Annotated in this window: 19 protein-coding genes and 1 pseudogene; 17 read left to right on the top strand and 3 right to left on the bottom strand. The window is 72.4% G+C overall.

Annotation, left to right across the window (positions count from 1 at the left end):
- Positions 1–6 precede the first annotated feature (6 nt).
- The 8 genes and pseudogenes from GBN72_RS16875 (at position 7) to GBN72_RS16840 (ending at position 7,497) form a co-directional block, all read left to right on the top strand.
- On the top strand, positions 7–984 hold the full coding sequence (locus tag GBN72_RS16875; protein WP_151772603.1) for an ATP-binding cassette domain-containing protein: 978 nt from the start codon (positions 7–9) through the stop codon (positions 982–984).
- A complete protein-coding gene (locus tag GBN72_RS16870; protein WP_151772602.1) occupies positions 981–1,769 on the top strand; it encodes an ABC transporter permease in 789 nt (262 codons plus the stop codon). Before GBN72_RS16875 ends, GBN72_RS16870 begins: the two co-directional genes overlap by 4 nt.
- A gap of 160 nt (positions 1,770–1,929) precedes the next feature.
- Positions 1,930–2,685 (top strand): IclR family transcriptional regulator, encoded by a 756-nt coding sequence (locus tag GBN72_RS16865; RefSeq protein WP_151772601.1) that lies wholly within the window; start codon positions 1,930–1,932, stop codon positions 2,683–2,685.
- Between the two features lie 277 nt (positions 2,686–2,962).
- Positions 2,963–4,150, top strand: coding sequence for a 4-hydroxybenzoate 3-monooxygenase (locus GBN72_RS16860; RefSeq protein ID WP_151772600.1), 1,188 nt, complete (start codon positions 2,963–2,965; stop codon positions 4,148–4,150).
- 230 nt (positions 4,151–4,380) lie between these two features.
- Entirely contained in the window at positions 4,381–5,556 is a 1,176-nt protein-coding gene (locus GBN72_RS16855; protein ID WP_151772599.1) for an acyl-CoA dehydrogenase family protein, read from the top strand.
- Positions 5,557–5,598: 42 nt separating this feature from the next.
- Positions 5,599–6,129, top strand: a complete 531-nt coding sequence (locus GBN72_RS16850; RefSeq protein ID WP_151772598.1) for a GNAT family N-acetyltransferase — start codon at positions 5,599–5,601, stop codon at positions 6,127–6,129.
- Between the two features lie 70 nt (positions 6,130–6,199).
- Positions 6,200–6,415 (top strand): annotated as a pseudogene (locus GBN72_RS16845) (WapI family immunity protein); the annotation flags it as partial.
- Between the two features lie 242 nt (positions 6,416–6,657).
- Positions 6,658–7,497, top strand: a complete 840-nt coding sequence (locus GBN72_RS16840) for a nucleotidyltransferase domain-containing protein (protein ID WP_151772597.1) — start codon at positions 6,658–6,660, stop codon at positions 7,495–7,497.
- Between the two features lie 76 nt (positions 7,498–7,573).
- On the opposite strand, the gene GBN72_RS16835 is transcribed toward GBN72_RS16840, so the two are convergent.
- Complete coding sequence (locus GBN72_RS16835; protein WP_151772596.1) at positions 7,574–9,094, bottom strand: sodium:solute symporter family protein; 1,521 nt, start codon at positions 9,092–9,094, stop codon at positions 7,574–7,576.
- 196 nt (positions 9,095–9,290) lie between these two features.
- Here GBN72_RS16835 and GBN72_RS16830 point away from each other — a divergent pair, with 196 nt between their 5' ends.
- Positions 9,291–10,079 (top strand): IclR family transcriptional regulator, encoded by a 789-nt coding sequence (locus tag GBN72_RS16830; RefSeq protein ID WP_218042059.1) that lies wholly within the window; start codon positions 9,291–9,293, stop codon positions 10,077–10,079.
- Between the two features lie 363 nt (positions 10,080–10,442).
- On the opposite strand, the gene GBN72_RS16825 is transcribed toward GBN72_RS16830, so the two are convergent.
- Together GBN72_RS16825 and GBN72_RS16820 are read right to left on the bottom strand one after the other, a co-directional pair.
- Positions 10,443–11,711 (bottom strand): glucarate dehydratase family protein, encoded by a 1,269-nt coding sequence (locus GBN72_RS16825; RefSeq protein WP_151772594.1) that lies wholly within the window; start codon positions 11,709–11,711, stop codon positions 10,443–10,445.
- Positions 11,708–12,640 (bottom strand): 5-dehydro-4-deoxyglucarate dehydratase, encoded by a 933-nt coding sequence (locus GBN72_RS16820; RefSeq protein ID WP_151772593.1) that lies wholly within the window; start codon positions 12,638–12,640, stop codon positions 11,708–11,710. The genes GBN72_RS16825 and GBN72_RS16820 overlap by 4 nt, the downstream gene beginning before the upstream one ends.
- A 527-nt stretch (positions 12,641–13,167) precedes the next feature.
- On the opposite strand from GBN72_RS16820, the gene GBN72_RS16810 reads away from it, so the two are divergent.
- The 8 genes from GBN72_RS16810 (at position 13,168) to GBN72_RS16775 (ending at position 20,239) form a co-directional block, all read left to right on the top strand.
- The gene (locus GBN72_RS16810; protein WP_151772591.1) at positions 13,168–13,485 is read left to right on the top strand and encodes a cupin domain-containing protein; all 318 of its coding nucleotides are present in this window, start codon (positions 13,168–13,170) and stop codon (positions 13,483–13,485) included.
- Positions 13,486–13,657: 172 nt separating this feature from the next.
- Positions 13,658–15,214: an ATP-binding protein gene (locus GBN72_RS16805; protein WP_151772590.1), complete on the top strand. Its 1,557-nt coding sequence runs from the start codon at positions 13,658–13,660 to the stop codon at positions 15,212–15,214.
- Position 15,215: 1 nt separating this feature from the next.
- A complete protein-coding gene (locus tag GBN72_RS16800; protein WP_151772589.1) occupies positions 15,216–15,653 on the top strand; it encodes a roadblock/LC7 domain-containing protein in 438 nt (145 codons plus the stop codon).
- A gap of 38 nt (positions 15,654–15,691) precedes the next feature.
- Positions 15,692–16,069, top strand: a complete 378-nt coding sequence (locus GBN72_RS16795; RefSeq protein WP_246212558.1) for a DUF742 domain-containing protein — start codon at positions 15,692–15,694, stop codon at positions 16,067–16,069.
- Positions 16,050–16,643, top strand: a complete 594-nt coding sequence (locus GBN72_RS16790; RefSeq protein WP_151772587.1) for a GTP-binding protein — start codon at positions 16,050–16,052, stop codon at positions 16,641–16,643. Before GBN72_RS16795 ends, GBN72_RS16790 begins: the two co-directional genes overlap by 20 nt.
- Positions 16,640–17,869 carry a cytochrome P450 family protein gene (locus GBN72_RS16785; protein WP_151772586.1) on the top strand — a complete coding sequence of 410 codons (1,230 nt, stop codon included), beginning with the start codon at positions 16,640–16,642 and terminating at the stop codon, positions 17,867–17,869. Before GBN72_RS16790 ends, GBN72_RS16785 begins: the two co-directional genes overlap by 4 nt.
- Positions 17,870–17,876: 7 nt before the next feature.
- A complete protein-coding gene (locus GBN72_RS16780; protein WP_151772585.1) occupies positions 17,877–19,772 on the top strand; it encodes a helix-turn-helix domain-containing protein in 1,896 nt (631 codons plus the stop codon).
- Complete coding sequence (locus GBN72_RS16775) at positions 19,769–20,239, top strand: hypothetical protein (protein WP_151772584.1); 471 nt, start codon at positions 19,769–19,771, stop codon at positions 20,237–20,239. Before GBN72_RS16780 ends, GBN72_RS16775 begins: the two co-directional genes overlap by 4 nt.
- Positions 20,240–20,308 lie beyond the last annotated feature (69 nt).

Below are 20,308 nucleotides of genomic sequence, written 5' to 3'. Positions count from 1 at the left end.
TCTGTCATGCCCACGTCCAATAGCAAGGCCGGTGTCCAGTCCCCCGCGGCCGTGTCCGCGGTGGGCCTGCGCAAGTCCTACGGCGACAAGACCGTCCTCGACGGCATCGACCTGCGCATCCCCGCCGGTTCCGTGTTCGCACTGCTCGGCCCGAACGGCGCCGGCAAGACCACCGTCGTGAAGATCCTCTCCACCCTGATAGCGGCCGACGGCGGACAGGCACGGGTCGCGGGCCACGACGTCGCCACGGCCGGGCAGGCCGTGCGGGCGGCGATCGGCGTCACCGGCCAGTTCTCCGCCGTGGACGGCCTGATCACCGGCGCGGAGAACATGCTCCTCATGGCCGACCTCCACCACCTCCCCAAGGCGGAGGGCCGCCGCGTCACCGCCGAACTGCTGGAGCGCTTCGACCTGCTCGACGCGGCCGACAAGCCCGCCTCCACCTACTCCGGAGGCATGAAGCGGCGCCTCGACATCGCCATGACCCTCGTCGGCAGCCCCCGCATCATCTTCCTCGACGAACCCACCACCGGCCTCGACCCCCGCTCCCGCCACACCATGTGGCAGATCATCAGGGAACTCGTCACCGGCGGCGTCACCGTCTTCCTCACCACCCAGTACCTCGAGGAGGCCGACCAGCTCGCCGACCGCATCGCCGTCCTCCACAACGGCACCATCGCGGCCGAGGGCACCGCCGAGGAACTCAAGCGCATCATCCCCGGCGGCCACGTCCAGCTCCGCTTCACCGACCCCACCACCCACCAACGGGCCGCCACCCTCCTCACCGACGCCACCACCGACACCGACGCCCTCACTCTCCGCGTCCCCAACGACGGCAGCCAACGCGCCCTGCGCACCCTCCTCGACCACCTCGACACCGCCGGCATCGAAGCCACCGAACTCACCGTCCACACCCCCGACCTCGACGACGTCTTCTTCGCCCTCACCGACGACACCACCACCGACAAGGAGACCGCGCGATGAGCACCCTCTCCCTCGCCCTGCGCGACAGCACCACCATGCTGCGCCGCAACCTCCTGCACGCCCGCCGCTACCCGTCGCTCACCCTCAACCTGCTGCTCACGCCGATCATGCTGCTCCTGCTCTTCGTCTACATCTTCGGCGAGACCATGAGCGCCGGCGTGGGCGGCGACGGCGGCCGGGCGGCGTACATCGCCTACATCGTCCCGGGTCTGCTCCTGATGACCATCGGCTCCACCACCATCGGCACCGCCGTGTCCGTCGCCACCGACATGTCGGAGGGGATCATCGCCCGGTTCCGCACCATGGCCATCCACCGGGGCTCGGTCATCGTCGGGCACGTCATCGGCAGCGTCCTGCAGTCCGTGGCGAGCGTCCTCCTGGTCGGCGCGGTCGCCGTCGCCATCGGGTTCCGGTCCACCGACGCCACCGTCCTGGAATGGCTCGCCGCGCTCGGCCTGCTCGTCCTCTTCGCCACCGCGCTCACCTGGATCGCCGTCGGCATGGGCCTCATCAGCCCCAACGCCGAGGCGGCCAGCAACACCGCGATGCCGCTGATCCTGCTCCCGCTCCTGTCCAGCGCCTTCGTCCCGGTCGAGACCATGCCGGGCTGGTTCCAGCCGATCGCCGAGTACCAGCCCTTCACCCCGGCCATCGAGACCCTGCGCGGGCTGCTCCTCGGCACGGAGATCGGCCACAACGGCTGGCTCGCCCTCGCCTGGTGCGCCGGCCTCGCCGTCCTCGGCTACTTCTGGTCCACCGCCAAGTTCAACCAGGAGCCGAAGTAGGGTCCCGGAGCCGCGGCAGGACCCCGGCGGCTCGGCCGGCTCCCCGGGCGGCGCACCCCGACACCAGGTCGGGGTGCGCCGCCCTCGTTGTGGCACCGTGTGCGGGGGGGCGCCGAACCGAGGGCGGCGCACGGCACGGGACGAAAGCGACGACGGACCCATGGCGAATTCACCTTCCGGCGAGGCGGTCACCGAACGGATCGTCCGCGTCCTGGAGACGTTCGACACCGACCGCACGGTGCAGACGGCTTCGGAGATCGGGCGGCGCGCGGAGCTGCCCTCGTCCACCGCCCACCGCATCGTGGCCGACCTCGTGGAGTGCGGGCTGCTGGAACGCGACGAGGAGCACCGGGTGCGCCTGGGTATGCGGCTGTGGGAGCTGGCCCTGCGCGGTTCGCACGCCCTGCGTCTGCGCCAGGCGGCTCTGCCGTTCATGGAGCGGGTGCAGGCACGGGTGCGGGAGCACACGCAGCTCGCCGTGCTGGAGAACGACGAGACCCTCTTCGTCGAGCGGCTGTCCCATCCGCAGGCGGGCGCGAACATCACCCGGGTCGCCGGCCGGCTTCCGCTGCACGCCTCGTCGTCGGGGCTGGTCCTGCTCGCTCACGGCCCGCGGGAGTTGCAGGACCGCGTCCTCGCGGGCCCTCTGGCGGCGGCGTCGCCGGAGACCGTGACCGACCCGGTTCGGCTGCGCCGGATCCTGGCCGGCATCCGTCGTGAGGGTGTCGTCGTCGCACCGGGCACGGTCGAGGCCGTGTCGACCGGGGTGGCCGTGCCGGTACGGGAAGGGCGCGGGCGGGTGATCGCCGCGCTGTCGGTCGTCCTCCCCCGCGAGGCTCCCACCCGCGTGGCCGTGGACGAGCTTCGGACCGCGGCCGCGGGCATCTCCGCGGCGGTCGGCGCGCACCGTCCGTAGACCCCGCGCACCGCTCGTGGACGCCGTCGCACGCGCCGGACGTCCGGACAGCCAACGGCGGACGGCGGACGGCGGACGGCGGACGGCGGAACAGGGACGAGGAACGGGGGGAATGGCGGACGAGGTAACGAGGAACGGCGCGGCGTCCGCAGGGGTGCGGGACGGGCCGCGGGACCGGGGGCGGTCGAAGATCGCTTCCCGTTGAACGGGAAGCCCGGTCGTCAACGGGCCCGCCGCGCGCCAGACTCCTGCCATCCCCGACCCCGAAGGAGACGAGATGCCCGTCCGTACCCGTGTCGCCGTCATCGGCGCAGGCCCCGCCGGTCTGCTGCTGTCCCACCTGCTCGGCCGGCACGGCATCGAGTCGGTCGTCGTCGACTCCCGCAGCCGCGCGGAGATCGAGACCACCATCCGGGCCGGCATCCTCGAACAGGGCACGGTGGAGGTCCTCGACCGCACCGGGGCGTCGGACCGCGTCCTGACCGTCGGGCAGAAGCACGAGGGCATCGAGCTCCGGTTCGACGGCGAGGGCCACCGGATCGACTTCGCGGAGACCGTCGGCCGCGCGGTGTGGCTCTACCCCCAGCACGAGGTGCTGAAGGATCTGGTCGCCGCGCGCCTGGCGGCCGGGCAGGACCTGCGGTTCCAGGTGACCGCCGAACGCGTGGAGGACGCCGGGACGGACCGGCCCCGGGTGATCGCCCGGGACGCCGAGGGCAACCGGGTGGAGATCGAGGCCGATGTCGTGGTGGGCGCGGACGGCTCACGGAGCGTCGCGCGGGAAGCGGTCAGCGGCTCGCGCGGGGGCCACTTCCGGGAGTACCCCTTCGCCTGGTTCGGCATCCTTTGCGAGGCGCCGCCCAGCGCTGAGGAACTGATTTACAGCAACTCCCCCGACGGTTTCGCCCTGATCAGCCGGCGCAGCCCCGGTGTGCAGCGCATGTACTTCCAGTGCGACCCGCTGACGGACCCCGAGGCGTACACCGAGGAGCGGCTGTGGGAGATCCTGCAGTCGCGGGTCCCCGGCACCACGCTGACGGAGGGCCGCGTCTTCCAGCGGGACGTGCTGCGTTTCCGCAGCTTCGTCGCGCACGAGTCGCGCCGCGGCCGGGTGGTTCTGGTGGGCGACGCGGCGCACACCGTGCCCCCGACCGGCGCCAAGGGCATGAACCTCGCCGTCGCCGACGTCGTCCTGCTCACCGACGCCCTGCGCGCACTGCTGCTCGACCGGGACGAGGGTCCCCTCGACGCGTTCCCGGAGACCGCCCGGCGACGGGTCTGGAAGGCGCAGCACTTCTCGTGGTGGATGACGAGCATGCTGCATCTGCTGCCCGGATCGGACGACTTCGACCGCATGCGGCAGATCGGCGAACTGCGCACGGTCGTCGAGTCGGAGGCCGGCCGCGCCTACCTCGCCGAGGCGTACACCGGCTGGCCGCTCCCCTCGACCGCGCTGGACGTGTGACGGTGGTCGGTGCACGGCGGTGAAGCGGGCACACCCTGTTCGCCCGCCCGCCGCCCGAGGCGTTCCGGCACGTCCGCCGGAGGGCCGACCCCGACCGCACTCCGGGGCGACGGCACGGTGGCGCTAACGTGTTCGGCGCACCAGGCACCAGCGCCTTCCCCGTGGCCCGTCCGCTGTCGTCGGCGGGCCGGGGGAAGTCTCGAAAGCACGTTCCCCACGGAGGCCCGGAGATGAACACCTCGCCCGTCCACCCCTTCGATCTCGTCGCCGTCGACGGACTGCTCAGCGACGAGGAGCGTGAGATCCAGCGGACCGTACGGGCGCTGGGTGAGCGGGAGTTGCGGCCGTACGTCGCCGAATGGTTCGAGGAGGGCGCGATCCCCGCCCGTGAACTGGCCCGCGCCCTGGGCAAGCTCGGTGTGCTGGGCATGCACCTGGAGGGCTACGGCTGCGCCGGTACCAGCGCCGTCTCCTACGGTCTGGCCTGTCTGGAGCTGGAGGCCGTCGACTCGGGGCTGCGGAGCCTGGTGTCGGTGCAGGGGTCGCTGGCGATGTACGCGATCTGGAAGTACGGCTCGCAGGAGCAGAAGCAGCAGTGGCTTCCCGGCATGGCGGCCGGCGAGAAGATCGGCTGCTTCGGTCTCACCGAGCCCGACGCCGGTTCGGACCCGGGCGCCATGCGCACCACCGCCCGGCGGGACGGCTCGGACTGGATCCTCGACGGCACCAAGATGTGGATCACCAACGCCTCGGTCGCCGACGTCGCCGTGGTCTGGGCCCGCACCGAGGAAGGTGTCCGGGGCTTCGTCGTCCCCACGGACACCCCGGGTTTCTCCGCTCCCGAGATCAAGCGGAAGCTCTCGCTGCGCGCCAGCGTCACCGGTGAACTGGTCCTGGAGGGCGTCCGGCTGCCCGCCGAGGCGATGCTCCCGCAGGCGCGGGGCCTGTCGGGTCCGCTCGGCTGCCTCAACGAGGCCCGTTTCGGCATCGTCTTCGGTGCCGTCGGCGCCGCCCGCGACTGTCTGGAGGCCGCCCTCTCCTACGTCCGTGAGCGCACCGTCTTCGGCCGCTCCCTCGCCTCCTACCAGCTGACCCAGCAGAAGCTGGCCGACATGGCGCTGGAGCTCGACAAGGGCATGCTGCTCGCGCTGCGCCTCGGCCGGCTGAAGGACGAGGGACGGCTGCGCCCCGAGCAGGTCAGCGTCGGCAAGCTGAACAACGTCCGTGAGGCCATCGCCATCGCCCGTGAGTGCCGCACCCTTCTCGGCGCCAACGGGGTCACCCTGGAGTACCCGGTGCTCCGGCACGCCAACAACCTGGAGTCGGTGCTGACCTACGAGGGCACCAGCGAGGTCCATTCCCTGGTCATCGGCAAGGCCCTCACCGGTGAGTCCGCCTTCCGCTGAGGCCCGCGCCGCGCGTGCCGTGCTCCGTGCGAGGATCGCGCCGTGAAGGATCTCCAGTTCCGTGCCGCGGCCGACGGTGACCTCGCCGGGCTCGTCCGGCTGCGTGACGACGCCGCCCGCTGGATGCTCTCCCGGGACATCACCGGCCAGTGGCGGCCGGGCGAGCTCGACGAGGAGCATTTCCGCCGGGTGACGGCGCGTGGCGGCGAGGTGTGGCTCGCCGCCGCCGGCGACCGGCTGGTGGGGGCGTGGGAGCTGTGGTGGAAGGACGAGGAGGCGTGGGGGCCGCAGCCGCCGGTGGCCGGCTACGTGCACCGGCTGATGGTCGACCGCCGCGCCGCCCCGCCGGGGACGGGGCGGCTCCTGCTCCGGGCCGCGGAGCGGCGGGTGGCCGCAGTCGGACGGGACCTGGTGCGCCTGGACTGCCTGGTCGGCAACGCCCGCCTCACCTCGTACTACCTCGGCCACGGGTACCGGGTCGTCGGCCGCAAGGACGGCAAGCCCCAGCCCGGCGGTCCCCCGAAGTCGTTCACCCTCCTGGAGAAGTCACTGCCGGCGGGCGACGACGGCTGAGCCCGAACGGACCCGCACGGACGCGCGCCCCCGGAGCGACGAGCAGAACGCACGCCCTGCGGCGTTCGTCGAGCCGGTCCTGGCGTTCGGCCTTGCCGGCCGAAGTGAGGGCGGGACCGCGGTGATTCGCGTTCATCTGTCCCTGGAGGCGGCACCCCCGTGGCAGCAGGGTGACGACGGCCCCGGCATCCACCAGTACGTGGTGGAGGTCGGGACGGACACCGCGGCGCTGCTCCACGCGGCCGCCCGGTGGGACCTCGCGCTGACTTCCTTCCCGCCCCGCTGATCACCGTGCGCGTACGTGCGACGACCCGCATGGCCCGCCCCCGGACCGTCACCCCGCGCCCAGTGACGTGGCTGTCCGGATGCCCCGCCCGCACCGGCTCGGCGGCGGAGCCGTCCCCTAGACTCGCGCCCGTGGGCAACTTCTCCTGAGCGGGCCGCGACGGTCCCGACAGATATCCGCCCGGCGGGTGCCGGGCCCCGTCGGCGTGTCCGCACGCCCATCTCAGGAGACATGACCACACCATGCCCGTCCACTCCCCCCGCTCCCACCGCTCCGCCCTGGACGACCGCATCGCACGCCTGCGGCAGCTCGCCCACGCCGACACCCGGCTGGAGGGCGTACTGCTCTACGGCTCGTGGACGGTGGGCGAGGCCGACGCCCACTCCGACATCGAGGCGTACCTCTACATCAAGGACGACCTTCTCGCCGACTTCGACGGCCCCGGCTTCCTGGCACAGCTCGCACCGCTCGAGCTCGCCTACACCAACATGTACGGCATCCTCGCCGTCGTCTTCGACGACCTGATGCGCGGCGAGTTCCACCTCACCCCGGCCGGTCCCGGCATCGACGAAGTCCCCACCTGGCGAGGGATGGTGCACCTGCCCCGCCCCGACGACGCCGTCCTGCTCGACCGCACGGGCCGGCTCACGAAGGCCGCCCGGGAGCTGGCCGGCTTCCGGCCGCCCGAGCCGGTGACCACCGCCCAGCGGCTCACCGACGAGCTGACCAACTGGACGCTCATGCTCGCCCACGTCCTGGCCCGCGGCGAGATCGCCCGCGCCCACAACCTGTTGCACGCCGTCGTCGCGCCCCAGCAGCTCCAGCTCTGCCGCCTGCTGCGCGACAGCACGGCCCATTGGCTCACCCCCAGCCGTGCGCTCGAACAGGACCTGCCGGACACCGACCGCCGTCGCTACGTCTCCACCACGGCTGCCGCCCGCGAGGAGGACGTGCGCACGGCGGCACGCGACAGCTGGCGCTGGAGCCGCGACCTGGCCGCCGAGGCCGCCGGGCGCTGGAGCGTCCACGTGCCCCGCGCACTCCACGAACGGATCGCCGGCCTCCTGGACGATCCTCGCTGAGCCGCGTCCGGCCGGGGCCACCGGACGAGTCCGGTGACCCCGGCCGGACGGGCCGAAGGCGGTACGGGCGGGGTGTTCAGCCCGCGGTGCCGACGAGCGGTTCGGGGGCCGCGTCGGGGCCGGGGCCGTCGTCGTCCGATCCGACCGCCCTGGTGATCTCGTCGGCGGCGGCGCTGGGCTCCGGGAAGAGGAAGCCGATGCCGACGAAGAGGACCAGGGAGGTGAGGAGCGGGGTGGCGACTGTCGCGGTCTGGTCGGTGCTCTCGATGACGTACTTGACGATGAAGTACCCGGCGAGTCCGCAGGCCCAGGAGATCAGGGCGGCCTTGGCCCCGCAACGGCGGAAGGCGGGAAGGAGCCCGAGGAGCATGGGGATGGAGATGGGTCCCATGACGGCGGCGACCAGCGCGACGATGATGCCGAGCGGCCCGCCGAGCGCCTCGGCCTGGAGGGCGACGACCATGCTCGCGCCGATGAAGACGACCGTGCAGATGCGGCCGGCGAGCAGACCCGTCCGTGGGTCGAAGGCGCGGGCGCGCCTGCTCACGGCGGGCAGGATGTCACGGACCACCACGGAGGAGATGGCGTTGGCGTCGGAGGAGGCCATGGCCATCGTGTGGGAGAACATGCCGGCCACGGTGAGGCCGACGAGGCCGACCGGCAGCAGGTCCTGGGCCATCAGCGCGTAGACCTGCTCCGGCTTCTCCAGGCCGGGCATGATCACGGGGCCGAGGACGGACGGGAAGAGGATGATCGCCGGCCAGATGAGGTAGAGCGCGGCGGAGAGCAGCGCCGAACGCTTGGCGGCCCGCGGGGAGTCGGTGGCCATGTAGCGCTGGGCCAGGTTCCACATGCCGCCGTTGTACTCGAAGAGCTTGATGACGACGTAGGCGGTGAGGAAGCCGGCGGTGTAGGGGCCGACCAGCGGCTCGGTGTGGCCGTCGGGCAGCTTCTCCAGCGTGGCGCCGAGCCGACCGAGCCCGCCGACCTGGTCGATGACGACCCAGAGCATGGTGAGCGCGGCGATGCCCTGGATGACGAACTGGCCGAAGTCGGTGAGGGCGTCCGCCCACAGGCCGCCGACGGTGCAGTAGACCAGGGTCACCAGGCCGGTGACGAGAATGCCGACGGGCATGGCGAGGCCGGTGAAGACGTTCAGCAGGATGGCCGCCGAGGCCCACTTGGCCGCCACGTCGAAGACCTTGAGCAGGGCCCCGCTCCAGGCGAGGGCCTGCTGGGTGGGCACGTTGTAACGGCGGGCCAGGTACTCCAGCGGAGAGGCCACGTCGTACTTGATGCGCAGCCGGTTCCAGCGGGGCGCGAAGACGAAGGCCCCGACGGCGGTGGCGAACGCCAGGGGCACGAACGCCCATATGTAGATGGTGATGCCGTAGCTGTAGGCGACCGCGGCGTAGGCGACGAACACCGCGGCGCTGTAGCCCGACATGTGGTGCGAGATGCCGGACAGCCACCAGGGCATGCGGCCGCCGCTGGTGAAGAAGTCGCTGACGGAGGTGATCCGCCGGTGCGACCAGAAGCCGATGAGCAGCATCACCAGGAAATAGCCGCCCAGAGCGACCCAGTCCGGCCAAGCCATACGAACTCCTCGATGTCGGCGAACGTCACGTTCCGTGCGATCGCGAGCGGGTGATGTGGCGATGAGCGGGAAGGAAGTGGAGAAAAATCAGTCCACGTATGTAGACTGCGTCTTCATTCTTGCCTTGAATTCGCGTGCAGGTTAGTGCTGCGCATTTGGGCGGTCAATCGTCCGGTCGATGTTTCGGAGGGTTTCGTTGGCGCGGGAGGAAGAGGCCGGGCGGGGCCCGGTGAAGTCGGCGGAGCGGACCGTGCGGATCATGGAGGCGCTGGCCTCCTCCGCGGAACGGCTCACCCTGGGCCGGCTGCAGGAGTTGACGGGGTATCCGCGCTCCAGCCTGTACGCGTTGCTGCGCACGCTGTCGGGGCTGAAGTGGATCGAGTCGGAGGACGGCGGGGAGTCGGCGGCCTACGGGATCGGGCCGCGGGCCCTGCTGTGCGGGACGGCGTACCTGGACCGCGACCCGGCGCTGCCGCACGCGGTGCGGCAGATCGAGCGGCTGCGGGCGGACGTGGGGTACACCACCCACTACGCGCGGCTCGACGAGGCCCGGGTGATCTACCTGGCGACCCGTGAGGCCACCGACTCACGCCGCCTGACCTCCCGGGTCGGACGGCAACTGCCGGCCCACGCCACGGCGTTGGGCAAGGCGCTGATGGCCGAACTGACCGCGCGGGAGGTCGACGCGCTGCTGTCGGAGCCGCTGGAGGCGCTGACCTCGCACACCGTGACCGGACGGCCCGAACTGGCGGACGAGCTGGACGGCGTGCGGGCCCGCGGCTGGTCGCTGGAGAGCGAGCAGAACACGCCGGGGCTGTGCTGTGTCGCGGCGGCGGTGCCCTACCGCATTCCCGCGACGGACGCGATCAGCTGCTCGATACCGCTGGACCACGCCTCGGATCAGGAGATCGAGCGGGTCTCCCGAGCGGTGCTGCACCACCGGGAGGAGCTGGCGCAGACGTTGCGGCGCGAGGGCATCCGCTGAGTTTCCGGGGCGGGCGGGCGGGCGGGTGTGCGGGCGGGCGGGCCCGGCACGGTTCGCCCGCCCGGTCGCCCGCCGGACCCCGAAGCCACGCACCCGCTGACCCGCTGACCCACCGGGTCCACCGGGTCCACCGGGTCCACCGGGTCCACCGGGTCCACCGGGTCCACCGGGTCCACCGGCACGGTAAGCGGGCGTGACCGGCCGCGCCCAGGCGCCAGGGCCCGTCCCTGCCGCCTGGGCGCAACCCGCCACAGCGCGGCCCGCTGCAGCGAGGCCCGCCGGGCGCGGATCGCCGGGCGCGGATCGCCGCGGCGCCTGAGGTCCGCGCCCACGGGCCTCAGGCGCCGGCGACGGCGGGCCCGTTCACCAGCGCGGCACCTTCTTCTCGTAGGCGGGGTCGACGGACCGCATGTACCCGGTGTCGTCACGGTCGCGCAGGCCGCAGGTGAGGTACTGCTCGTGCAGGCGGGCCAGCGCGTCCCGGTCGAGCTCGACGCCGAGCCCCGGGCGGGTCGGCACGGCCACCGCGCCGTCGCGGAACTCGAGGACCCCGGGAGCGATCACGTCCTCCGTCTTCCACGGCCAGTGGGTGTCACAGGCGTAGGTCAGGTTGGGGGTCGCGGCGGCCAGGTGGGTCATGGCGGCCAGGCTGATGCCCAGGTGGGAGTTGGAGTGCATCGACAGGCCCAGGCCGAAGGTGTCGCAGATCCCGGCGAGCAGACCCGAGCGCCGCAGGCCGCCCCAGTAGTGGTGGTCGGAGAGCACGACCTGGACGGCGTCCCGGGAGACCGCGGGGGCCACCTCCTCGAAGGAGACCACGCACATGTTGGTGGCGAGCGGCATCGACGCCTCCCGGGCGACGGCGGCCATGCCGTCCTGTCCGGGGGTGGGGTCCTCCAGGTACTCGAGGACCCCGTCGAGTTCACGGGCGACGTGCAGCGACGTCTCCACGCTCCAGGCGCAGTTGGGGTCGATCCTCAGCGGGAGCGCGGGGAAGGCCTCGCGCAGCGCGTGGACGGTGTCGATCTCCTGGTCCGGCGGGAGGACTCCGCCCTTGAGCTTGAGGGCGGTGAAACCGTAGGTGTCGACCATGCGGCGGGCCTGGGCGACGATGCCGTCGGCGTCCAGGGCCTCGCCCCAGTCGTCGTCCGCCGCGCCGGGGTGGGCGGCCCACTTGTAGAAGAGGTAGGCGCTGAAGGGCACTTGGTCGCGGACCGTCCCGCCCAGCAGGTCACTGACCGGGCGTCCCGCCGCCTGGCCCTGGATGTCGAGACAGGCGACCTCGAAGGGCGAGAAGACACGGTCCACGGTGCTGCTGGTGGTGATCATCCCGGTGAGTCCGTGGCCGTCGCTGCCGGTGTCGCCGTCGAGCACCCGGGCGACGGCGGCCCTGATGCGGCCGAGGTGATGGACGTCCAGGCCGGTCAGGGCGTCGGCCGCGGCGCGGAGACGGCGCAGATGGCCGGTGTCGGCGTAGGTCTCGCCGAGGCCCAGGATCCCCTGGTCGGTGTGCACCTCGAGGACGGCCCGCAGGGCGTACGGCTCGTGCACGCCGACGGCGTTGAGCAGCGGCGGGTCCTGGAAGGCGACGGGGGTGACGGTGACCGAGGTGATCCGTATCGCGTCGCTCATCGGCCGGCCTCCTTGCCGGTCCGCTCGACGATCTCGAGTCCGGCGTCGATGATGCGGCGCAGCCGCTCGAGGTGCTGGGGCGCCGGGTCGGTCAGCGGTGGCCGGACGCCTCCGACGTCGTGCCCGCGCAGCGCGATGCCGGCCTTGATCAGGGAGACGGCGTAGCCGGGGACCTTGTCACGCAGGGACACCAGCGGGTGGAAGAACTCCCGCAGCAGGAGGTCGGTGGTGTCCTGGTCGCCGGTGGTGACGGCGCGGTGGAAGGCGTGCGAGATCTCCGGGGCGAAGCAGAACACCGCGGAGGAGTACAGCTCGACGCCGATGCCGCGGTAGGCGGGAACGGTCACCTCGGCGGTGGGCATGCCGTTGAAGAACTGGAACGGCTTGCCGCTCCCGGCCAGCGCGGAGCGCACCGCCAGCACGGTGCGGGAGAGCCGGTCGAGGTCGCCCACTCCGTCCTTGAAGCCGACGACCCTGTCCATCCGCGCCACCTCGGCCGCCGCGTCGGGGGTGAAGCGGGCGTTGGAGCGGTTGTAGACGATCACCGGCAGGTCGCTCGCGGCCGCGACCTGCCGGGTGTAGGCGACCAGTCCGGCGGCGGGCGACTCGACCAGGTAGGGCGGGAGCAGCAGCAGGCCGTCCGCCCCCGCCTCCTGCGCGATGCGGGAGAAGCGCCGGGCCAGCGGCAACGGGCCGCCGGTTCCGGCGAAGACGGGAACCCGGCCGGCCGCCGTCTCGACGGCGGTGGAGACGACCTCGCCGTACTCCTCGGGGTCCAGGGCGTGGAACTCGCCGGTGCCGCACGCGGCGAAGACGCCTCCGGGACCGGCGTCGAGTCCGCGCCCGACGTGTTCGGCGAGCGCCGCTCTGTCGATGGCTCCGGACGCGGTGAAGGGGGTCACCGGAAAGAACAGTACGCCGTCGAACATGGGCACCTCGGGGCTCTCGCGTCCACATATGTGGACGCCATCTTCATTTGCGAACCGACGCCCGCACTGTAGGACGCCGCCTGACAGCCGGTCAAGGCACCCTCCAACACCCCTCCACGGGACGGGGCGCGAGCCCGAAGAGCTCGGCAGCCACACCAAGCCCTGTGGCCCCACCGGCCCCACGAGCCCCAGGGATCCCAGAGGCCCCAGAGGCCCCGCAGACCCCAGAGACCCTCAACGGAATCAGGAGGACCAGAATTCACAGGTGCCACAGAAATCACCGGACATCCCGGAGAGCGATATCCGTCGCGGCGCGATTCGCAACACAGCGTCAAATCATTGCCCAACGCTTTTCCCGCACGCCTTCGCGTGTGGTGCATGCGACCCCTGTTCCGGGTGAAAGTGGTGCACCGGTTCCCTGGTTCGCCCCATGCCCCGGGCATAGTCTCCTGAACCCGCCCCCCTTGAGGCCCGGGCTGCTTTTGCGCAGCGCTCCCCTGCGGCCGCGGATCCGAAGGAAACGACGCATGCTCGAAGGGTTCAGCTTTCTCTCGATCACCGATGTGCCCTCCAAGGAAGTGAAGGAGGGGATCACGGCGAAGATCCTCAAGGAAGGCACGGCGGAGGACCCGTCGGTCTTCATGGAACTCACCTTCGCCCCGGGTGCGGCCTTCGGGAGGGACGAGCACTCCGAATTGGAGATCTTGCACGTCCTGGAAGGCGAGTTCAGTGACGGAGATGCCGTTCACGGCCCCGGCACCGTGATTATCGGGCATCCTGGTTCGGTGCATTTCCCGGCCTCCTCGTCGGGCTGCCGGGTACTCGCCTTCCATCCTCAGGGATGACATTCCGGCCGGGCCGACCGTCGAGGCGGGCGGCCGGCCGGATTCTCCCGGGCGGAGTGGGGAGCGCCCGGGGTGGCCGAACACGCTCCGGAGAAGTGATCGCCGGCGACTCGCCCGGCATTCCGTTCCCGCGGGCGACGACAACACCTTCCTGGTCGATTGGCGATAACGCGTGCTCGATTACACGGACTTGGTCATCGGAGCGTCGTCCGCGCTCGGTTCGGCGATCGTGGTGTGGTCGGCCTGCCTGCCGGGCAGGCGCCGTGCCGCACGGGAGCTGGCCGAGGCATTGGCGGCCGCCCGGGAGAAGGCGGAGGCCGCCGAACTCGCCCGGCAGGAGCAGGGCCGGCACTGGCAGTACGCCCAGCAGGTGATCAGCGAGCTGGAGTGCCTGGTGGAGCGGCGGCTCCCCCAGGTGGTGCAGGAGCTGGAGGGAGTGCGGGTCCCGGCCACGGCCGGACTCGCGCACCCCGCCGTCTTCGAGGGCACCGAGGTCGCCGGCTACCTCTCCGCCGCCGAGGGCCTGGTGCGCGGCGCGGGTGACGTGGTCCGGCGCGGCGTCGAGGAGTCGGCGCGAGGAGCGCTGCGCGGCATCGCCGAGGAGGTCCAGGCCGCGCTGACGCACGCCCAGGCCGACATCGACGACGGTCTCGACGACCTGGAGCTGACCGGTGGCGGCGTGTACGCCGGTGCCAAGGACCTGCGTTCGATCCTGACCAAGGTGGACCACAGCGTCACCATGGGCGTCCACAGCGTGCAGCGGCTGCGGATCCTCACCGACTCCTGGCCCGGGATCCAGCGCGCCAGCTGCACGGTCGCGGAGATCGTGGAGAGCGCCCGCGGCCGCATCCGGCACAGCAACGCCGTCGACTACGCCTACCACGTGGACACCGGCGAGATCGTCGTCGACGGTCTGATCGTCGAGCCCGCCATCGTGGCGCTGACCGAACTGCTGGCCAACGCGACGGCCTACTCCGGTGGCACGGTCTCCGTCCACGTGCAGCGGGTGTCCAACGGGATCCGGTTCTCGGTGGAGGACCAAGGACTCGGCATGGCCCCGCTCCAGCTCGAGGAGGCGGAACGCTCCCTGGCTGCGGGCGGGGCGTGGGTGACCGATCTGGCGGAGCCGGGCCGGCTCGGATTCCTGGTGGTGGGACGGCTGATGTCCGAGTACGGGCTGCGGGCGGGCCTCGCCCCGTCCGCCGCGGGCGGGATGCGCGCCGACCTCTTGGTCCCCGACGCCCACCTGCACGACGAGGCGCCGCAGGAGCCCGCCGCCGCGGGAAACCCGCGGCGCGCGCGGGAGCGTGAGGCACCGGGCCCCACGCCCGTCGTCCCCGGTCCCCGGGCGGCCATGGCGGCGCTCTCCCCGGCGGCCGCCGACACCTGGGCCGACAACCGGGCCGACACCTGGGGCGGTACCTGGGCCGGCACGCCACCGCCGCCCACCCCGGCACGCCTGGCTCCGGCCCGGCACGCCGGGGCGTACCAGGCACAGACCCCGCGGCTGCCTGACCCCGCCCAGGGCAACGGCCAGGCCGCCCCCACCGCGCCGGAGCTCCCCGTCCTCCCCAAACGACAGCCGCGGGCGCCCCGACGCCACGCCGCGCCGTCGCCCCAGGCCCCCGCGCCCCTTCCCGACCCCGAGACGTTCACCGCGGACCTGGGACGGGTGATGGACACCCTGATGGAGGGCTACGGCGACGGCACGAACGACTTAGGAGCCTGAGATGTCCGAGTACACGCACGTCACCGCCGACACCGTCGACATGACCCCGCAGCTCAACACCCTTCTCGGCGACGGCGTGACCGGCGCCGTGCTGTTCTCCAGCGACGGGATGATGCTCACCCACACCGACGGGATCCCCCGGGACACCGCCGAGAAGCTCAGCGCGGCCTTCAGCGGGCTGGCCTCGCTGCACACCTCGGTGTTCCTGGAGTTCTCCGGGAGCCGTCCCGAGCAGATGCGGATGAAGTACAACATCATCGACTTCACCGAGATGACGGTCGCCGTGCTGTCGGCCGGGCGGAACACCGGTCTGGCGGTGGCCGTGGAGGGCGACCGCTCGCCCAGGGTCCAGGCCGCGATCGGCAAGAGCCTCAAACTCATCAAAGGGCTGGGCTCCTACCTCGAGGCCCGGGAACGGCAGCTCGCGACCGGGCAATGAGCGGCGGACCGGCAGGCAACGGGCACACACGCCGTGGCGTGGTCCGCTCCCACACCGTCATCCCCCTCCCGCGGGACACGGTCCCCGGCGAGGCGGACGGTACCGGCGTGCCCGAGGCGCCGGAGCCCCCGAGGCTGCGCACCGACCACGCCACCCTCCTCTCGCTCGCCCCGTCCGCGCCGCGGGCCGGGCTGGGCGTGCAGGCCCGCCGGGTGCTGGCGCTCTGCGCACCGGGCGTGGTGTCGGTGGCCGAGGTCGCCGCGCATCTGGAGATGCCCGGGGGCGTGGTCCGCGCGCTGGTCGCCGACCTGGTGGCGCGGGGAAACCTGCTCGCGGCCGACCCGTTCGTCCCGCAGGCCCAGCCGCACGAGAAAGAATTCCTGGAACGGATACTCGATGGCCTTCAGAAGCTCTAGCCGCCCGCACTACCTGCCACCCGGATCCACCTCCGTGAAGATCGTGGTCCTCGGCGCCTTCGGGGTCGGCAAGACGACTCTCGTGGAGACGGTCTCCGAGATCCGGCCGCTGCGCACCGAGGAACGGCTGAGCCAGGCGGGACAGGTGATCGACGACCTGCCGACCGCCGCCAAGACGACCACCACGGTCGCCATGGACTTCGGGCGGCGCACGCTGGCCGGCGGCATCGTCGTCTACCTGTTCGGCGCGCCCGGCCAGCCCCGGTTCGCCGACATGATCCGCTCCCTGCTCAACGGCGCGCTGGGCGGCATCGTCCTCCTCGACACCCGGCACGTGGACGCCTGTTACGAGTCGATCGGCCTGCTCGAGGAGGCCGGGCTGCCGTACGTCATCGCCATCAACGACTTCCCGCAGGCGCCCGTGTACCCCGAACCGGTCCTGCGTGACGCGCTGAGCCTGCCCGACGACCGGCCACTGATCCGGATCGACGCGCGGGCCCGCGAATCCGCGAAGCAGTCCCTGATCGCCCTGGTCAAGGACGTCCTCCGGCCCAAGGAGATCCAGGTGCAATGACGACTTCCGCGCACGTCCCCCGACTTCACGGCACCGCCCTCGACGAACAGGACGTCTACGCCCATCTGCGGTCGCAGGGCCCGGTGGCCTGGACGGAGATCGCCGACGGCATCCACGCGCTGGTGGTGACGGGCTGGCAGGCGGCCCGGGAGGTGCTGACCGGTCCGGCCTTCCGCAAGGACCCGGGCCACTGGGAGGCGCTGAACCGCGGCGTGGTCCCCTCCCGTCTGACCTATCTGGCCACGCCAGGACTGCACCACAGCGACGGTGAGCGCCACGAACGGCTGCGCCGGGCGGTGGGCGACTGCCTGGCCTCCGTCAACCTGCACGCGGTGCGCGAGACGGTGCAGCGGCACGCCCGGGACCTGATCGAGGACGTCGCCGAACGCGGCCACGTCGACCTGATGGCCGAGTACGCGGACCGGGTGGTCGCCCGGACGATGACCCAGCTGGCCGGCCTGCCGCTCCGGGAGGCCGACCGGGTCCGCGCGGCGACCGACCGGCTCGCCGACGCGGAGCCGGACGCCACCACCGCGTGGTGGGACCTGTACGGCATGGTCCAGGAGGTGCTCGACGCCAAACGGGAACACCCGACACGGGACTTCACGTCCTGGCTGCTGGCGCATCCGGCGGGCCTCACCGACGACGAGGTGTGCCACCAGGTGATCGCGCTGATCATCCTGGGCGCGGCGCCCACGGCGGCGTGGATCGGCACCACCCTGCACGCGCTGGTCGCCGACCCGGCGTACGCGACCCGGCTGATCGGCGGTTCGGTCACCGTGCGCGCGGCGCTCACCGAGACGCTCTCCCGCCGCTGCCCGGCCGCCACCATGTCGGCCTACTACGCGGTGCGGCCCACCGTGCTGCACGGCGTGCAGGTCCCCACCGGCGTCCCCGTCCTGATCCACCACGCGGCCACCGGGGTCGACCCCGACCGTCCGGGCGACGGCGGCGCGCACGACCGCAGCCACCTCGCCTGGTCGGCGGGGGTCCACCAGTGCCCGGCGCCCGGCCTGGCCACCACCATCGCGGAGGCCGCGACCGAGACGGCCGTCGACATGCTCTGGGACCTCACCGCACCGATCACCGCGGTCGCCCGGCGGCCCAGCCCGTTCCGCGCCTGCCCCGCCCACGTCGGCGTGCTGTTCTCCACCACCCGCAAAGGCCGAAGAAACCTTTCGACGTGGCGTGACGGACGCGCAGCACGCCCCACCGATGAGGAGTGACAGGCACATGTTGACCGTCCGAGATCTACCGGCCTTCCCCGAGCTGGGCATCACCGCCTGCCAGGTCGGGGACGACCGCGAGGTGCACTGCGCGCAGGTCCTCTCCGACACCGACTGGATCCGCTCCAGCATCGGGCACGCGCTGATCGTCACCCACGGCCGCTATCTGGAGGACGCCGAACGCATCATGTACACGTTGTCGGCGGGCGGCGCGGCGGCGCTGGTCGTCTCCGGAGCGGCCCCCGACACGCTCGACCCCGCCCTGCGGGAGACGGCGGCCCAGCACCGCCTGCCGCTGCTCACCACGTCGCACTCGCTCAGCGACTGGAAGGCGCTGCTGACCCACCGGGTCGCCGAACTCAGTGTCGTCGCCGCCCGGCGCCACGCCGCGCGGCTGAGCACCCTGCTCGACCAGCTCGCCCATCCGCAGGCCGACACGGTCACCGGGATCGCCGAGTACCTCGCGGCCGAACTGCCCGGCAGCGTGGTCGTCCGCGACTCCGGCGGAGTGCGCGCCGCGGCCCCGCCCGCCGCTCCCGTGACCCTGGCGGCCGCGCTGGAACAGCCCGACCAGCCGCGGCAGATGGTCGACGGGCTGTACGTCTCCTCGGTGCCGCTGGGAGGACAGGGCGCCCTGGTCGTCGGCACGCCCCGTCCGCTGGGGCAGGCGGAGACCGAACTCACCACCTGCGCGGCCAAGGTGCTCTCGGTGGCCATGCCGGGACGGCGGCGCTCCGACGACCTGGTGGTCTCCGACGCCGTCCGCCAGGTGCGGCTGTCGGCGTTCCAGCTGCTGATGACCGGGCACGCGGTCGACGCCCAGCGGGTCACCGCGTCGATCATGCCGGGGCTGCTGGACCCCACCCACGCCCAGGTCTACGTCACCGACTGCGGCCGGGCGGGGCGGGCACTGGTGATGGCGCAGGCCGACCGGCTCTTCGCCGGTCAGGCGCTCTCGGTCGCCTGCCCTGCCTTCGACAACCACATCATCAGCGTGGTGCCGCTGGTCGAGGAGCAGGAGCACGAGCACACCGTGCGGCATCTGCTGGACGTGTTCCGCACGGCGGGGGTCCACATCGGCGGCAGCCAGCCGCATCCGCTCAAGCAGGTGGGCGACGCCTACGACGAGGCCCTCGCCGCGCTCACCCGGGCCTCGCACTACCCGGAGCGGATCGTCATCGCGTCGCCGCGTCCACCGGGCCTCGCCGACGTCCTGCCGGCCGGGCCCGCCCGGTCGTGGGCCTCCGCGCTGCTCCAGCCGATCCTCAGCACCGCCCGGATACGTCAGCTCGAACTCACCGCCATGGCACTGGAGTTCCGCACCACGGCGGCGTCCAAGGTGCTCGGCATGCACCGCAACACCCTTGCCCGGCGGGTCACCCAGACCTGCGAGGCGGTGGGCCTCGACCCCGAGCGCACCATGCACCGGATCGCGCTCTCCCTCGCCATCCAGGTGGTGCGGATGTACGGCACCGGGAGCGCCGGGGAGGCCGGCCCGCCGGCCACCCTGCACGACCTCCTGACCGGTCCGGAGGTCCGGGCGTGGGCCGACAAGACACTGCGGCCGCTCGCCACCGACCGGCGTGACCTGGTCCGCACCCTGCGGTCCTGGGTGACCTGCGAGTTCCACGTCGACCAGGCCGCGGTCCGGGTCGGCATCGCGCCGAAGACCGTGCGCGCCCACATCCAGGCCGCGGAGCACCTGCTGGAGCGGGACTTCATCACCGGCATCCCCCAGGACCTGATGGAGGACCACGGGGAGCACCGGCTCAGCGGCATCCGGCCGCTGACCTGCGCCATGTACGCGACCACTCCGGCGGGTGAGCCCTATCCGGCCCTGACGACGACGGCGACGGCGCCGCGTCCGGCGAACGGGTCCCCCTGGCCGCTGGAGGTGTCATGACGGGCGGACCGGGGAGCGAGTTGCGGATCAAGGAGCTGATGGAGCGGCTGCGCTGGCACGCCGAGCACGTGGCGGCGGCCTGCGCCGCGCGCGACCGGCTGATGCTCCAGGCCCGGTACGAGGGCGCCGGCGCCGAGGAGGTCCGGGAGGCCGCCGGTCTGAGCCCCGACCGGGCGCGGGCCCTCGCCCTGGCGTCCGTCGTGCCGTCGCGGCTGTGGCCCGGCGCGCATCTGCGCGTGCCCGCGCAGATGCTGGCCGAGGACGAGGTGCTCCGGTCGGCGCTGACCGGGCTGTACGCCCGGCTGGTGGGGGTCGTCCCGCCGGAGGAGTGGAGCAGGGAGGAACTCGAGGAGGAGCTCATGGTCGGCGTGGCGCCGCGGATGCCGGTGGGCCACCACTGGCGGCTCGGCGTCGACGACGTCAGCGGCTGCTTCGCGTACGGCGTCTGGCCCGGGACCGCGGGATGACAGGAGGGGCGGGCTGGGCGGGCCCGGTCACCGCGACCGGGCCCCCGCGGGACGTGCCCCGCCCCGGGC

The organism is Streptomyces abyssomicinicus (genome assembly GCF_008974245.1).
In the GTDB taxonomy this organism is placed as follows: domain Bacteria; phylum Actinomycetota; class Actinomycetes; order Streptomycetales; family Streptomycetaceae; genus Streptomyces; species Streptomyces abyssomicinicus.
This window is presented reverse-complemented; position numbering and strand designations above follow the sequence as displayed.